Genomic DNA, 15817 nt, shown 5'->3' with positions numbered 1-15817 from the left:
GTTGATAAACTTAGACAATACAAATATAAAAGAAATCAATCTAAGTGTTTCAGAGCGTCCTGAGATTCCTACCCCAGAACAGGATATTGAACATATCGAGGTAAGAGGAAGAAATGGTTCTTTAACAAAAAAATATGCTTTTAAAGACATTGAATATAAAATAACATTCGATTTTCTAGAAAGTGCCTCATTTAAACAGGCATTTAGACAAGCGAAACAAGTGATATTCAATGCTAAAAAGTTATCATTTGAGGATGATCCAGGTATCTATTATAAGATTAAATCCGTTGTAATTGATGATGCAACTAATGACATTCTGGAATATGGACAGTTTACTGTTACATTCACGTTAGATCCATTTGCTTATGAAGAAACGGATACGATCGAAGTCACGCAACAAACAACCTTAAATAATCTAGGATATGAAGCAGAACCGTATATTAAATGTTATGTAGCTGGGACCGGAAACATTTATTTAGGTGACCAGGTTATTACGATAAAGGATATCAACGGATTTATAGAGTTAGATAGCGAAATGATGAATGCCTATAAAGCTGAAAATGATTTAATCACCAATCTAAATAATCATATGGTTGGTGATTTTTTATTGATACCGAATGGTCAAAGTATTGTCAAATTTGACGGAGATATTAGCAAATTAGAGATTAATCCAAGATGGAGGTGGATTTGAGTGTATCCTATACTTTATAGCGCAGATGAGACAGACTTCACGCATAACGGGTTAGGCATATTACGAGATTCCATTTCCGCAACAGCAACAGAAGAAGCAAATGGACAATTTGAGTTGCATATCGAATATGATTCAGATGGACTTTTTGCTGATGTAATTGACTATGAAATGATCATTAAGGCAAAAGCTAACGATAAACAAGATCTACAATTATTCAGGATTTACGCAATTAATAAAAGCTTAGAAAATGACAATCTTGTGATCGATGCTCAGCATATTACCTATGATTTAGCTGGAAACTTTGTTGAAAGTTTGGAGTTGGATGAGGCGACTGCAGCTGAAGCAATGGAAACAATCCAGAATAATTTAGCTTATCCAACACGATTCACCATTTCAAGTGATAATACAGTTACAAAATCTAGCACAAAGCTTTATCGTACTAATCCTTTACAGATGATTGGTGGAATCGACGGATCGATTATCGACAACTGGGGCGGAGAAATAGAACGGGATAATTTTCGTTTGATTCTCCATGCAAAGCGTGGATCAGACGATGGTGTGCTTGTATCCTATGAAAAAAACCTAACAGGATTAGAAGCTAAGTTTGATATTTCTAATGTTGTCACTCGAATTTTTCCGTTCAAGGCATTAGAAGATGGTACGGTGCTGACAATACCAGGTAAATACATTGATAGTCCGAATATCAATGCTTATAACTTTATTCGTATTTTACCAGTTGACTACAGTCAAGATGAAGATGTAATCGATCAGGATAGCCTATATGCAAAGTCCTCCACTTATTTTAATAGTGGGGGGCATGATCAGCCCACTGTTACGATGGAGGTTACATTCGAATCTCTTTGGAAAACAGAAGAATACAAAAATGTTGCAGCTTTAGAACTTGTTGGAATGGGTGACACCATTACAGTCCATCACAAAAAAATGAATGTGGATGCAACAACCAAAGTTGTGAAAATTGAATACGATGTGATTTCGGAGAAAAATGCAAAGGTAACCGCAGGAAGCCTACAAACAAGTCTATCTAATACTGTAAATAATGTTACTGATGGTGTACAAAATACGATTGATCAAGCCGTTTCTGCTGCAAACACTGCGATTCAAGCAGCAAACGGGAAGAATACCATTTATTATGGTCCTGATGAACCAATAGACGCTCAAAAGGGTGATCTTTGGTTTAAGGTTGTAGATGGTGAATATACTCGCACGTATCGCTTTGATGGAGTGCAATGGCAGTTAGTTATGGACATGGATGTGTCATTAGTTCAGCAGGATGTTGCCAATGCTCTTTCACAAGCCAATAATGCTGTTAGCACAGCAAATCAGGCGACGCAGAATGCACAAAATGCTATTGATAAGGCACAAGATGGGTTTGATAAAGCACAGGCTGCCCTTACGGCGGCAAATAATGCGACTGACACAGCAAACACAGCTAAACAAGTAGCATCCGATGCGGCTACACAGGCAGGTACAGCCAAAGCAAACGCACAGACAGCGATGTCTAATGCGCAGGATGCAATTAATAAGGCAAACGCCGCCAATGACAATGCCAATACGCGCGAAAAGTCTATTATAAAATCCAATACTGCACCATCTAATCCAGCAACAGATCAGCTGTGGATAGATACATCCAAAACGCCACAAATTATGCGGAGGTGGAATGGTAGCACATGGGTTGATTTGTCTCCGACACAGGCAAATCAGATAGGCGCTGTAAGCTCGACAACTTATACAACAGATATTACAAACATAAATAATACATTGAGTCAAAAAGCAAGCGTTACGACGGTAAATACACTGTCCGGACGTGTGGATGAGGCTGAGACAGCTATTACGCAAAACGCAAATGATATTGCGTTAAAGGCAGATAAAAACGTTGTGGACACGTTAAAAAATATCGTAGACAACCATAGTACGTTGATTAGTCAAAATGCTGATGCAATTGCATTAAAAGCCAGTCAGTCCACGGTTGACGCGCTAACTGGTAGGGTAAGTACGGCGGAAGCAACGCTGACAACACAGGCAAACCAGATTGCTGCACGTATTACAAAAACGGATGCAGATGCCAAATATGCGACGCAGACGGCACTAACAGCGACGGCAAACAGCCTGACGAGCAATATTTCAGCTGTACAAACAAATCTCGATAACTTGCAAATCGGTGGCGCAAATTTAGCGCCTAATTCAACAGGAGATTTAGGGACAGATGGATGGCTTGTTTTCAATGGTTCTACTAATCTAGTAGTTTCAGATGGTTATCAAGGACATAAATCAGTTTCGGTCACAGTACCAGCAAGCAACGGGGGGATATATACACCTTTTGGGAATGTAGAGGGTTCGAAGCAATATACAATGTCTTTTTGGGTAAAAGCAGATAAGAATTGTACTGTTTTGCATTTGCCGAAATTTCTAGACGCAAATAACGTAGAGACCAATCCGTTATCTGGTAGCTCAGTGAATCTAATTGCCAATACATGGACTAAAGTTGAATACACTTTTATAGCTCCGTCAACAGCGGTAAAAGCTGCAACAACACCAAGAATTGTCTCTGGTACGTTCCCTACAAATTTATTTGTATCTAGGTACAAATTAGAAAAAGGAGCAAAAGCAACAGATTGGACGCCAGCACCTGAGGATATGGCGACAGTCATCCAATTTAACACGCTATCGCAAACGCTGGATAGTACAGTGTCACGAATTGGAAATGCAGAAGGTAACATAAGTGCATTGCAACAAACATCCAGTAGTTTTGCCACAAGGATAACGGACGCCGAAGGAAATATCAGTACGCTTACTCAAACAGTAGACGGATTACAAGAAACGGTATCTACAAAAGTAGATGAGGACACTTACAATAGTTTTGTCACGCAAACAGCGCAGGCATTACAAAGCAAATTATCAGTGCAAGATGCTGCCAGCACATACGCAACACAGTCAAGCTTGACACAAACAGCAAATAGCTTAACTAGTAAGATAACTTCTGTGCAAACAAACCTGGATAACTTACAAGTTGGTGTAAGAAATTTAGCGTTACAAACAGGCAACCCATTCACTATGTCTAGTTTTAGTAATATCAATAACCAAACCGCAATTGTGTATAACATTAATCAGAATGAATTGAACGGACATGTCTATATATCTTGTGATGTTACTGTTTCGGGAATTGTCGGTGACTCTACTACTGGTACTCCCGGTATGCGATTACAATTCTATACCTATGATAATAATAACACTAGTCATTGGGATGCAGTTAGTAACATTCCTCTTACTGATGGGGCATACAAAATTTCAGTGCCATTGCCTGCTAACTATGTAGCAGGATATAAACAGGCTTATGTACAGTTACGTGCTGATTACATCAAGAGCGGTACAGTTACAGTCAAGAATTTCATGGTGACTATTGGAAACAGGTATGTAGGTTGGTCTCCAGCGCCGGAAGATTTAGCGACACAATCGCAAATCAGCCAATTGTCAGATGACATCAATTTACGTGTACAAAAGAATGACGTTATCAATCAAATCAATGTATCCACTGAATCTATTCTCATTGCCGGAAACAAAGTACACATCACAGGTCAAACCACAATCGATAACGCGGTCATTACTTCGGCTATGATCCAGAGCATCGATGCAGGAAAAATCACAGCAGGAACCTTAGATGCATCCAAAGTCAGTGTTGTCAATCTTAACGCTTCAAATATCAAATCGGGCACATTAAATGCAATTACAATAAATGGTGGGACTGGATCCTTCACAGGTAAAGTGCAAACGATTTATACAAGTGGGGGCAATACATTAGGAACCGAAATGTTCTCTGGAGGTATGTATGCGGCTTCTTCTTATGGAAATACAGTTGAATATGGAGCTGATTCAATTCAATTAAAAAGCTATCCAAGTAGCATATCCGTTGATCAATCAAGCATTTACAATTCAGTCAGTAACAACCGAGGTAAAGAAACCTTAACAACTGACATTTCACCAGCTAGTATCACTTTGAATGCATTGACTACAGCTGGACAATATTTGACTGGAAAATACTTAGACATTGAAGTAACTACCAGTAAAGCTGATATCTCGTCAAACGTTGATCTATATGTTGAATCATTAAGTGGGGATTTATACCTTGATTCATCTGCGTTTGGGACAATTTATATAGGTGGGAATACTATCAACCTATTAGGTAAAGTCAATTTTACATGGGATTCTTTTAATAGTGCATTAACAGTTTCTAAAGCAATGCAAGTGGGAAATATTAGACTCAATGGGGCAAATACAATTACGAATTTCAGCACAACCATGTATGTTTCTGGAACAACGGGTGTTGAACTCAGTGGAAGTGGAGCCAGTTTAAGTGTTGGAAGTGATAGCTCTGGGGCACGTATCTACTCACCAAGTTTTTCTAGTAGAACTTATACTTCCAGCGCTAATGCTCACATTACTAGTGCAGGAGTTATTGGTAAAACAAGTTCAGCACGAAAATATAAACTTGATGAACAACAAGTACCGGATGAAATATCTTATAGAATTCTAAACGTGGTGCCGAAAACATGGTTCGATAAAAGGACCATTGAAACTTATTCCGATCTGTTAACCAGACAAGCCCACGGAGAGCAAATTGATTGGGATGCAGAGGATATTCCATATATTGAAAGAGTTCCTGGAGTTGTGGCTGAGGATGTAGAGGATGCAGGATTAAACCAATATGTTATTTACTCTGATCCAGATGAAAATGGGACAAGAACGATTGAGAGTGTTATGTACGATAGGCTTTGGACATTGTTAATCCCAATTGCAAAGGATCATAATGACCAAATATCCATTTTACTCGAGCAAAATCAAAATCTAATATTAAAAATTGCTGAGCTTGAAAGCAGATTAGCAAAATTGGAGGTTGCATAGCATTATAGTTTTGACCGTAAATTGACCGTATTTTGGCAGAGTCTTTATTGTTTAACATGTTAAATTTATAGTATGTGATAAATATGAGTGTAGGAAGGACGGAGGTTCTCAAATGAAAGTAGAAATTGAAAATGGAAAATTGGTACAAGTGATAGATTTTATGTATGGGTTAAAACTTGCACGTAAACAATCACGCTATCGCAGAAGATTGATAGATTTATTAAAAGAAAGAGCCAAAATTGTTGAAGAAGATCGTATCGAGTTACTTAAAGAACATTCTAATAAAGATGAAAATGGCGAAGCAATCATCATTAACGGCAAATATGACGTTATAGACATGGTTGCTTTTAATAATGATCTTAAAGAATTATACGCTGAAAAAGTGGTCATCGAAGGTGGTGATCACCGTGAAATGATTCGTACAATCAAACACACGTTGAAGAAGTTTGAAGATGTTGAATACGAAGGTCAAGAGTCCGAAATTTATGATTATCTTTGTGACCAATTTAAAATTGACGAAGAAGGGGAAGAAGAATGAAAATTACATTAACAGGCATAAATTTCAATTACTCAAATGGATATAACAACGATTATACAGGCGTTAACCTTAATTTTAATAGTTCAGGTGCGACTTTCAGTTTATCAGGATATGTTACTGTTACTAAAGATGAATATACAGCTGCATCTGGAAATCCAGAACAACTCACAGCATTAATTATTCAAAAAGTACAAGAATCATTAAATATGCAAACAACAACACAGGCCTCCTAATAAAGGCTTTTTTTATTGGAGGGAATAGTGTGGACAAAGCATTTAAATTCATAGTAACCGTATTTGGTGCGGTAATAGGGTATCTTTGGGGTTGGTCGCCGTTGTTGCCAGTTTTATTAATATTTGTCATATTTGACTATATAAGTGGAATGATGGCGTCATATGTGGAGGGAAAATTAAGTAGTAAAGTAGGTTTTAAATCTATCCCTAAAAAGATAATGATCTTTTTATTAGTGGCAATTGGTCATTTTATAGATGGAGTATTCGGTAACAATCATATGTTCCGTGATGCTACCATCTTTTTTTATCTTGCAAATGAATTATTGAGTATTACTGAGAACGCAGGTAGGATTGGCTTACCTGTACCAGAGCAACTAACAAGGGCTATTGAAGTGTTAAAAGGAAAATCAAAGGAAAACAAATAATTACAACAATGATGAGGAGTTGAAATCAAGATGTCAAAAGGATTTGATTGTGCAACAAAATTAACAACAGTGACAGCCAAACTATTGAAGGCTGCGGGATTTGATTATGTAGCACGTTATCTTGGTAACAGCTGGAAAACATTTGATGCAGCTGAAGCAAAAGCCATCCATGACGCAGGATTAAATCTTATTAGTATTTTTGAGAAAAATTCAACATATGTAGGCTATTTTACAAAATCACAAGGTATTGCAGATGCAAAAGAAGCTGAACAATATGCAAAAGCAGTTGGTCAACCTACAGGTACGGCTATTTATTTTACGGTTGATTATAACGCTCAATCCTCACATATGGGCGCAATTAAGGATTATTTAGCAGGCGTAAAAGAAACAATCAAGGATTATAAAATTGGTTTATATGGATCGTATAGCGTCATTAATGCAATGAAAGACATGGTTGATTATCATTGGCAAACTTATGCTTGGTCGGGGGGAAAAGTAGCTGACTTTATTCACATGCACCAATATGAAAATGGAGTCTCCGTATCAGGGATTTCACTTGATCGCAATGATATAAAGAAAGATCCAGGGCATTGGGGTAAAGTCGCAACGGTTAAAGCATCATCGACAAAAACAGTAGTCAAAAAAGTGTCTGTACCAGATTCTTATACTGTTAAAAAGGGAGATACATTAAGTGAAATTGGTGCTAAATATGGTTTGGACTATCACGATCTTAAAACATGGAACGGCTTAAAATCTGACACAATTTATCCTGGGCAAAAATTAAAACTAAAGAAACCAACAACTAAAGCAAAAACAAATGGAAAAGCAATCGTTCCTTATCCAGGGCATTTAATTAAAAACGGAAGCACCGGAAAAGATGTAATCCGAATTCAGAATGCGGTAGGAGTAACTGCAGATGGACTATACGGTGCTAAAACAGAAGCAGCAGTGAAAGCATATCAAAAAAGACATGGATTAGCAGTAGATGGAATTGTTGGACCAGATACATGGAATGTAATGTTTTAAAAAATCTAAATAAAAAAGGAGAATTTTATATGTTACAAACAATTATTTCCGGTGGATTAACAGACGTGATTAAACTTGTGGTGATTGGCGGTGGTTCTCTAGGTATCGCTTATTTAAAACACCATGTAGATATTGCTAAGGTGAAAAAGGTAGAAGCGTTTTTAACTAGTAAATCAACTGCTGCAGAACTCACAAAGAAAGTGGCAACAGATTTAAAAGAAGTATTGGTTTCACAGGAAACAGAGGACAAGGCTGCTGAAACGATCACAGAATTTGTTAAATCCAAAGGCGGAAACGTTACCGAGGCAGACATTAAAAATTTGCTATCTACAATAAAAGAAACTGGAAAGGAAGTCGTAAGCGAAGTGAAAGAGGAAGATCAATCCGCATAGGCTGAATATCTTTAGGTTTAACAGATATTATGATCTACACCATTCACTACTGAAAGAGCCCTCACATCTGTGGGAGCTCTTTTTTAAAAATAAAACTAATATTTAGGCTGTCTATTCTCTAAGTGTAGTAATTTAATCTGTTTCTAAAACATTACTTTTTGATATTAGTATTTAAATTTTTTCTGTATTTTTTTAATGCTCTTATGGCTATAAAAACCAAAAGTAATAAAGATACTATATTTATCCAAATACTTTTTAGTGAAATTCCAATGGCATTAATAAATAAATATATTAGTAAATAGATTACTGTACTTTTATCTCCATGCACATTTATACCTCCAAACAAATTCCTTATTTCCAAGCGCTTTTAATACAGGCAGCACTTCCTCCAATATTAAAACCAGCTGCGAGACCCAAACAAGCTATACACCCAGCACCTGCAGTTACTGCACAGGCCACTGCACATACAGAAGCAATTGCGCCTGCTAAAGCAGAGGAAATTCCCAAACATGATGCTAACTTATTAATATTAAACCCTTTAGTTAAAATTAGTTGTTGATTTGCTCTAAATTCTTCTGCTGTTTCAAACTTATATTCTGTATCTTTTATTGCTGTTTCGTTACCGTCAGTATATTCAGCAATACGGAAATTACCATTTTGATTTTTTGTAAGATAAAATTCAGTTGTACTTACAAAAGATCCATCTTTTTTAAATATAATAGAAGCATTACTTAACTCATGACTATCTTGTAATTTTACAGGCATGCTAACCATATAGTAAGTAATATCACCATCAGAGTATTTAATTAATTTTGTTTCAGAAAATTGTATTTTATTAATTTCAATATTAAACTTAGCAGTTTTATTGTCTATTAAATTTTTAGCTTTTTGTACAAACTTTTTATTTGTTTTCTTATCAGTTATAACAACTGTGTTGTCGATTTTCTCTTCCATTCTCTCTAAATTGGAAGTTTCTCCTACATTTTCATTGGCATTTGCAGGAATAGTAACAACAAACATCAAAACTACTAAAGCAAGGGTACTAAAAATTTTTCGTTTCATTTACATCCACTCTTTTTTATAATATTCATTATTTTATATACAAATAAAATATAACATTTATGGGATTTAATTGGAAGGAGGAAAAAGAATGAAAAAATTTTTTATAGCTAGTATAGTTTTGGGAACATGTTTAGGTTATTCTATAATGAACATATTTGTTTAATCTAACATCCGGGCTTAATGTCCGGCTGTTTTTTGTTAACAAGCATGAATATTTGTAAGGTTGTTTACAAAGCTGCAAACGATTTGTTAATGCTTTGTTCTTAAGTGGCACAGCTTCTACATCATCTAGTGCTAAGAAATATCACAAGGTTGTCAGAGGTGATGTTGTATCCAGACTTGCTAAAAAGTACGGATCGTCCATATCTCAGATTAAATCATGGAATAAACTAAACAGGGAATATACAATCTATGTTGGTGAAAAACTTCGGGTTAAATGAATATTTTGATTGTCGTGGGGGAAGATTATTTATAACTTGTTTTCCTCCACAATCTCCCCTTGCCTTAGTGAGGGGAAACTTTTTATTTGGAACGTATAATTTTTTTCTTAATTAGTTATAATATTAAAGTTGACTAATAAACCTTTGTGTTCCCTTTCAAATTTGAAAGGGACTTTTTTACTTTGATAACAGGAAGAACCGAGAAAAGGGTGGAGATATTGATATTCAGTGGAACTGTATTTAATTAATCTTTTATTGAATTTCGAATTTGTGCAGAATTATGAATTAAATGAATGGTTGATTGTCTGTCATTGCGAAAATATTATTATACCCTTTATTTTCCTCCAAGAAGGCCCCTCACTCATACTTTAGCAAGGGACTTTTTGGTATTCATTAATAATGGGTAGAACTTTGCTCGTAGAATATTTAACTTTGAGAGCATTTCCTAAGTGCAATTATTGTATTCTTTATTTTTGAGTATTGATTTTGTAAATATAAGAGACCATACTCATTGTCTTTAATGCAAGAGAAGTAATTATAATGGTATATATGGTTGTAAGTATGATAGCGGAATATCCTAAATAGGTAATTCTTCCTGAAGTTTTTGCTAACCTCACAAAAATCTCCTCCTTTTGTTCATTTTAAATTAATATGAGACAGGACGGTTAATCTTATACATAAATATAGTTCTTAGTGGATGTTGTAAAGAACATTTTCATGTTGTTGGATAAAATTTTTTACTATAAGACACTTGTTCGTTTCAAATCACTCTCCAAAATCATTTTATATAGAGAAAGATGAAAGGAGGTGACGATAATGGGTAAACATCGGACAAGTGGGTCAAATGGACCTTGGTTATCTGATAGTTACAGAACATCAAGTAGTTCTAGCTATTTAGATCAGTTTACAACATCTAATAACTTACTAAATACTAGTGACCTCAATAACAACACGAACAATACTAATAGCACTAATAATACTACTATTTATTGTGATCCCGAGTACATTGTTAATGACACGTACGTAGAACGGGAGATTACCTACGTTCATCCAATTATACGTGTTAATAAAAAGCATATTGTAAATGTTCCAAAGCATGTTTATAAAAAAGTGACCAAAAATGTTGTTATTGATCCAGGTATTCCAGATGAATGTGACGATTGTGATAAACACGAAAAGAAACATAAAAAACATCATCATAGTAAAGGTGAAGAGTGGTAGAAAAATTTTCAATAACAAGATGTATTTTAAATTTCTCACTATATTTGGACATAAAAAATTAGATATACTACTCTAACTTTTGGGGCTAAGTGCCATGATGGGCTATTTTTATAAATGACGTATATATTTTTTGGTCTTGGTAATTATAAATAAAGGTTCTCCAATAGCCCATTGTGACACCCTCTTTCATTTAGGAAGAGGACTTTTTTTATCCAAATACTTTTAGAAGGACTTTTCCACTATCCTAAAATAAGCTTTTGTTCGGTTATATAATGATATTGAATAATGTAATATAGTTTTGTTTTTTTCTTAATTAAGCCCTGTTCCTTTTCATTTTCCAGGGTTTGTTTATTGCAAAGTAGGATATAGTCCTGCTTTTTTTATATTTACAATGCGTATTTTGATTTCATATGGAGAATATAGATATACGGATTTAATCAAGTCTTCTCCTTTGTTAAAACTCATCTCTTGTGAGATGGGTTTTATTATTATCATGAATACATGATTAAAAATATGTGAATAATAAAATTGTGCTACATTAGAATCTACTCCTTTTAAATAGTCCTCTCCAAGATGGAGGACTATTTTTACTGTCTATAAAATAGGTGTTTGCCGGATTGTTTAATAATATTAAACAGTGTATTATGGAAGTAGTTGCATTTCTTATTTTAAGCCCTAACTCCCCCTAGTGATGGTGCTTGTTCAGACGCAGGGATTATCCTGCTTTTTTTTTGGGGTCTTTCACAAATAAACAGAGTAGCAACATTGTAGAGACTACGAACAACAATATTGCATAAATAGGTCTAAAGTTATAAAATAATTGTGAGCACTTTCCACTGTGATAAGCCCTACTTATGTAGGGATTTTTTTGGAGTAGGAGCAATTTGCTTATTTATTATTTGGTAAAATTATGTAAAAGAGTGGAACCAATTGTCAGCAAATTTCAGTTATTATAGAATTATTGTAATTATTTATTATTATTCCCTTTTAGGAAGAATTCTCGTTTTTTATGAGAGCTCCTATGTTGTTTGAAATATTTTAAGTAATTTGTTAGTGCTTGAAACTTAACCATTTTAAAGTATTATTTCTATGAAAATAGTTTCAAGAAAATTATAAAAAAACGGTAAGATTGTCGGATTGTTTAATGAACTGTGATAATATAAGATTAATATGAATAGTTATTTTAACTCTAGGATCTCCCCTATAGTTAGTTGAATTTTTCATTAGGAGCAGGAATTGTCTTGCTTCTTTTTTGGTATAAAATGTATGATTTAATTTTTATATGGAAATAAATGTAATAAGGTTTCTATGTCATTCTCCGCGTAAAAAACCCCTCACATTTGTGGGGGATTTTTTATTGATGATTAAAATATCACATTATATATTAAAGTTAACTAATGTGACTTGGTGGAAACTAAATAGGCACCTGAAGGATGGGAGTAGGAGAGATTCTCCTTCTTTTTCATTTCTCCAGAACGAATAATTTAATTATTTATGGACATTATAAATTTGCTCCACTCACTACTGAAAAGCCCTTCCTCATTCAGGAAGGGCTTCATTTCTTGTTTATTCTTCTGGTCAATTATATGTTTTCTTAATTCTTTTATGGAGTTCATTCTCCGATATATTTTTATAAAATCTCAGGATTAGTCATAACTAAAATGGCTAAAACAACAGATAGCATTGTTATCCAACTATAAATCCGTAATCTTTTATAGTATTTGTAGATTTGAAATTTGTCCAGATTTAGGGAATTCAATGCCTTTAATTTACTATGCATCATACCAAGTAAGGCTCCAATAATAAATAGTAAAATACTAGATGTAGTAACCCATAATGATGCAGACATTTTACCAAATTCACTGAGCATCGCAGTGCCCGTAAACAGCAATACAATTAATGAAATTTCTCCTACTTTAACAAAGAACAACAAAGTGTTAGATACTTTTCTTTGTTCTAACAGGGAAAGATCATTAAAGCGCATAATAATAAAAGGAAAGACAATAAATGATCCTAATAATAAAGCACTTAGTACATGAAAAAATATAAATATGTGGTGCATGATTTAACCTCCTAAGATATAATTTCTAGGTATTAATTTATATTTAAGCCCAATAATAGTTTACAAATTGTATGCAGGATAAAAAAACAGATAAGTTAATTATATAATTAATTTTTTTAATATCTATGGCTCTTATGATGTTTTTTTTATTTATAAAAATGGGCGTTTAAAGGATTGCTTTACAATATTGAGTAACATATGATGAAGTGTCACTTCCAATTTTCAGCTCCATTTCCCCATTGATGGGGCTTGTTTTTTGTGGAGTGGAAATATTTCTGCTTTTTTGTATAATTTGATTTTTATATAGGAAATATATACATAGGTTCTCCATATTACCTTCACAGATAAGCTCCTAAAAGTGTAGAAGCATATTTGGTGGAGTTCTATGCATAATCCTTTTAATTCATAGAGAGATAACCAAATTTTCTTATTATTTATTGGTAAATTTATGTAAATAATAATATGCAATTGTAAGGTAAATGTATTCATTATAAAATAAGTGTAATCATTCATTCATCATTATTTCTCTTGTGGAGAAAGCTCTCAATTTTACGAGAGCTTTCTTTTTTAGAGCACATATTAATTATTTTTTCTAGCTTTGAAAATAATAAAGTCAGTTTTCTTCGTTTATTCACAATGTAGAAAATACTCCAGTAAGAGTAACGGCAATTAACGAGACTTAAAAATGGCATTATTAATCCTAAGATTATCATAAATATAATAAAGCTGATTGAAAATCTAATGAAAAATTTTTCCTTTCTTTTTTGGTGAAAATAGACAACACTTTGTTGTAGTAAAACCACCAATTAAATTTCCTAAATATGAAAAAATAGTGGAATTTAAAATATCTTTTAAACTAAGGATCATTTTTCAGTTGTGTCTTTAACAATCTCGCTAAGCATTTCCGCTTTTTTCTCTAAATCCAAAATAGTACGTATTTCTTTTTCTTTATGTTTAAATTGCTTCTTATATTGTTTAAAATCATCTTTATATACTCTGAATTTCCCCCCAGTTGCTACATTCCTTACAAGATATGTTTTCCTAACCATTTCTTTAATTGCGAAATAAACAATTAGAGCCCAGCAAGAAAGAGATAATGTTGGAATCGCTAAGGTTACCCCAATCCCAGTTACCCACAGATCTGCAGTCGATACCGTCTGCTTAAGAATCAATTTTCTCCCTGCCACAGCTTGTGCCTGTTGCATTTGTTGTAGACGCTGTAAGGGTATAATAGTGTCAAAACTCATCTTTCTCCTCCCTATAATCTATAATATTAACTCATCGCCTTTCTTATCTAATAAATTAAACCAAATAAATGTATTGTCAATAGTGTTGGAATCCTTATTGATAAATAGAAACATAGTTTTTTTATTAATAAAATTTTATTTAGATCACCCACAAAATCACCCACAAATCACCCACAAAAATATAAAAGATAATTATTTTTTATGAAGGATACTATCTCAAAATATGATTAAATCAAGAATTATGGAGGTTAATATTAAATTAAAAAGAGAAAAAATATGTTCCGTACACAAGTTCACCCTTGGGAAAGAGAACAATACATGCAAATGTATTAATACATAAACCCCTTGATACCTCTGGTATTGAGGGGTTTTATTATTTAGGCATTTTTATTAGTTTGATCCTTGATTATAGAACTGCCCGAAGATTGCCTAATTTTTAAAAAACATTCAAGCACATTTTTCATATATTCCTCAAATTATTGATCCTTCTTTATTTTTTTTCCTAAAATGTGATTAAACATCTGTATCTATTTGAAGACTTCATCTCTTAATCTTTCCTATACATATCTCATGCCTGCATTAGATTCTAGCAGTAAGAGGGTGTGTGCATGTCTAGTCAGTGAATAGAGATTTATAGTAATTAGTATTTTTAAGTATTCGTTTAAAAGTGGGAAATAACGATTTGATGAAATCAATAGGCAGCAATCAGAAAAGAATTTTAGAAACTTGAGATAGATAGTATAATATTGGAAAAGGGGATTTAATTATGAAAAATAATTATACTGTATTCTTCATTTGCTTATTTATAGTATCAATCGCTGGTGGTTTTGCTCTAAAAAATGTATTTGAATACTCGGTGTTAATCGGTATTAGTTTAGGTGTGATTTTTCTTCTGTGTGCTGCGTTTTTTGTTGGTAAATTTCAAAAAAAATCAAATTCATAATAATCATATCGCTGTAGGCGTTTTTAATTTGTCAAACTACTCCTTTGAAATTTAAGCAACTATTTTATTCGGTTTTTGACTCTACTATTACATATTCGAAGGGGTATGCACTTTTTTGATCTGCACGTACATCTTCATAAAACACCTTTATTCTGGAAAAAAGTTGACAGTGCTATTGAAAAAGGGATTATTAACTACCGATAAAATCATTAATTAAAAAAGTTTGGAAAAATATAATGACAACACTGGCTTTAATAAAAGCCTTGGATAATTTTGTTGGAATTTCTGATACAGCAGAAAATCTAGATAAACGTGGTACCAATACATTCGTCCATGGAATTCCAGATTGGGCCGCTACTGGTATTACAAAAACATTGATGATGATTCCCCCTATTTGATAGTACAATGATATTAAATCATAGGGAAGGATGATACTGTGGACAAGAAACAGCCATGGTACTTAAAAAAAGGTCTATTATATTTTTTTTGTTTTATAACGCCGCCAATTGGTTATATAATACTAGTTGCAAATTTAAAGAAATTTGACTATGAGGACAGGGGAAATTACCTTACCATTGCAACCCTAATGATGTCTATATGGGTTTTAAAATTTTTGCCTG

General features: G+C 33.7%; 13 protein-coding genes. 10 read left to right on the top strand and 3 right to left on the bottom strand.

Annotation, left to right across the window (positions count from 1 at the left end; all coding sequences use genetic code 11):
* The first annotated feature begins 1 nt into the window (after position 1).
* The 7 genes from G4D61_RS11125 to G4D61_RS11095 all read left to right on the top strand — a co-directional run bounded on the left by G4D61_RS11125 (position 2) and on the right by G4D61_RS11095 (position 8222).
* On the top strand, positions 2-691 hold the full coding sequence (locus tag G4D61_RS11125; RefSeq protein ID WP_163173930.1) for a phage tail domain-containing protein: 690 nt from the start codon (positions 2-4) through the stop codon (positions 689-691).
* Positions 692-5608, top strand: coding sequence for a phage tail spike protein (locus tag G4D61_RS18520; RefSeq protein WP_163173928.1), 4917 nt, complete (start codon positions 692-694; stop codon positions 5606-5608).
* 112 nt (positions 5609-5720) lie between these two features.
* Positions 5721-6146 carry a hypothetical protein gene (locus G4D61_RS11115; protein ID WP_235929361.1) on the top strand — a complete coding sequence of 142 codons (426 nt, stop codon included), beginning with the start codon at positions 5721-5723 and terminating at the stop codon, positions 6144-6146.
* A complete protein-coding gene (locus tag G4D61_RS11110) occupies positions 6143-6379 on the top strand; it encodes a hypothetical protein (RefSeq protein WP_163173926.1) in 237 nt (78 codons plus the stop codon). The genes G4D61_RS11115 and G4D61_RS11110 overlap by 4 nt, the downstream gene beginning before the upstream one ends.
* A 29-nt stretch (positions 6380-6408) precedes the next feature.
* Positions 6409-6804, top strand: coding sequence for a phage holin family protein (locus G4D61_RS11105; RefSeq protein ID WP_052137848.1), 396 nt, complete (start codon positions 6409-6411; stop codon positions 6802-6804).
* Between the two features lie 30 nt (positions 6805-6834).
* Positions 6835-7830, top strand: a complete 996-nt coding sequence (locus tag G4D61_RS11100; protein WP_163173924.1) for a glycoside hydrolase domain-containing protein — start codon at positions 6835-6837, stop codon at positions 7828-7830.
* 29 nt (positions 7831-7859) lie between these two features.
* A complete protein-coding gene (locus tag G4D61_RS11095) occupies positions 7860-8222 on the top strand; it encodes a hypothetical protein (RefSeq protein ID WP_035354223.1) in 363 nt (120 codons plus the stop codon).
* Positions 8223-8573: 351 nt separating this feature from the next.
* Here G4D61_RS11095 and G4D61_RS11090 read toward each other — a convergent pair whose 3' ends face one another.
* A complete protein-coding gene (locus G4D61_RS11090; RefSeq protein ID WP_163173922.1) occupies positions 8574-9284 on the bottom strand; it encodes a hypothetical protein in 711 nt (236 codons plus the stop codon).
* 1256 nt (positions 9285-10540) lie between these two features.
* On the opposite strand from G4D61_RS11090, the gene G4D61_RS18190 reads away from it, so the two are divergent.
* Positions 10541-10945, top strand: a complete 405-nt coding sequence (locus G4D61_RS18190; protein ID WP_235929360.1) for a hypothetical protein — start codon at positions 10541-10543, stop codon at positions 10943-10945.
* Positions 10946-12575: 1630 nt separating this feature from the next.
* On the opposite strand, the gene G4D61_RS11075 is transcribed toward G4D61_RS18190, so the two are convergent.
* On the bottom strand, positions 12576-13007 hold the full coding sequence (locus G4D61_RS11075) for a hypothetical protein (RefSeq protein ID WP_163173920.1): 432 nt from the start codon (positions 13005-13007) through the stop codon (positions 12576-12578).
* An 863-nt stretch (positions 13008-13870) separates the two neighbouring features.
* Positions 13871-14254, bottom strand: coding sequence for a hypothetical protein (locus tag G4D61_RS11070; RefSeq protein ID WP_163173919.1), 384 nt, complete (start codon positions 14252-14254; stop codon positions 13871-13873).
* Positions 14255-15020: 766 nt separating this feature from the next.
* Between G4D61_RS11070 and G4D61_RS11065 the strand changes: the two genes are divergently transcribed.
* Entirely contained in the window at positions 15021-15197 is a 177-nt protein-coding gene (locus tag G4D61_RS11065; protein WP_163173917.1) for a hypothetical protein, read from the top strand.
* A gap of 236 nt (positions 15198-15433) precedes the next feature.
* Positions 15434-15595, top strand: a complete 162-nt coding sequence (locus G4D61_RS11060; RefSeq protein ID WP_155918519.1) for a hypothetical protein — start codon at positions 15434-15436, stop codon at positions 15593-15595.
* Positions 15596-15817 lie beyond the last annotated feature (222 nt).

The organism is Heyndrickxia ginsengihumi (assembly GCF_011008565.1).
Lineage (GTDB): Bacteria > Bacillota > Bacilli > Bacillales > Bacillaceae_C > Weizmannia > Weizmannia ginsengihumi.
The sequence above is the reverse complement of the archived record's forward strand: the minus strand, read 5'-3'. Positions and strand labels throughout refer to the sequence as shown.

What these genes read in the sequence shown, in the direction of transcription:
- G4D61_RS11115 (WP_235929361.1), top strand. Translation starts at nt 5,721, where the DNA reads ATGAAAGTAGAAATTGAAAATGGAAAATTGGTACAAGTGATAGATTTT.
- G4D61_RS11110 (WP_163173926.1), top strand. Translation starts at nt 6,143, where the DNA reads ATGAAAATTACATTAACAGGCATAAATTTCAATTACTCAAATGGATAT.
- G4D61_RS11100 (WP_163173924.1), top strand. Translation starts at nt 6,835, where the DNA reads ATGTCAAAAGGATTTGATTGTGCAACAAAATTAACAACAGTGACAGCC.
- G4D61_RS11095 (WP_035354223.1), top strand. Translation starts at nt 7,860, where the DNA reads ATGTTACAAACAATTATTTCCGGTGGATTAACAGACGTGATTAAACTT.
- G4D61_RS11090 (WP_163173922.1), bottom strand. Translation starts at nt 9,284, where the DNA reads ATGAAACGAAAAATTTTTAGTACCCTTGCTTTAGTAGTTTTGATGTTT.
- G4D61_RS18190 (WP_235929360.1), top strand. Translation starts at nt 10,541, where the DNA reads ATGGGTAAACATCGGACAAGTGGGTCAAATGGACCTTGGTTATCTGAT.
- G4D61_RS11075 (WP_163173920.1), bottom strand. Translation starts at nt 13,007, where the DNA reads ATGCACCACATATTTATATTTTTTCATGTACTAAGTGCTTTATTATTA.
- G4D61_RS11070 (WP_163173919.1), bottom strand. Translation starts at nt 14,254, where the DNA reads ATGAGTTTTGACACTATTATACCCTTACAGCGTCTACAACAAATGCAA.
- G4D61_RS11065 (WP_163173917.1), top strand. Translation starts at nt 15,021, where the DNA reads ATGAAAAATAATTATACTGTATTCTTCATTTGCTTATTTATAGTATCA.
- G4D61_RS11060 (WP_155918519.1), top strand. Translation starts at nt 15,434, where the DNA reads ATGACAACACTGGCTTTAATAAAAGCCTTGGATAATTTTGTTGGAATT.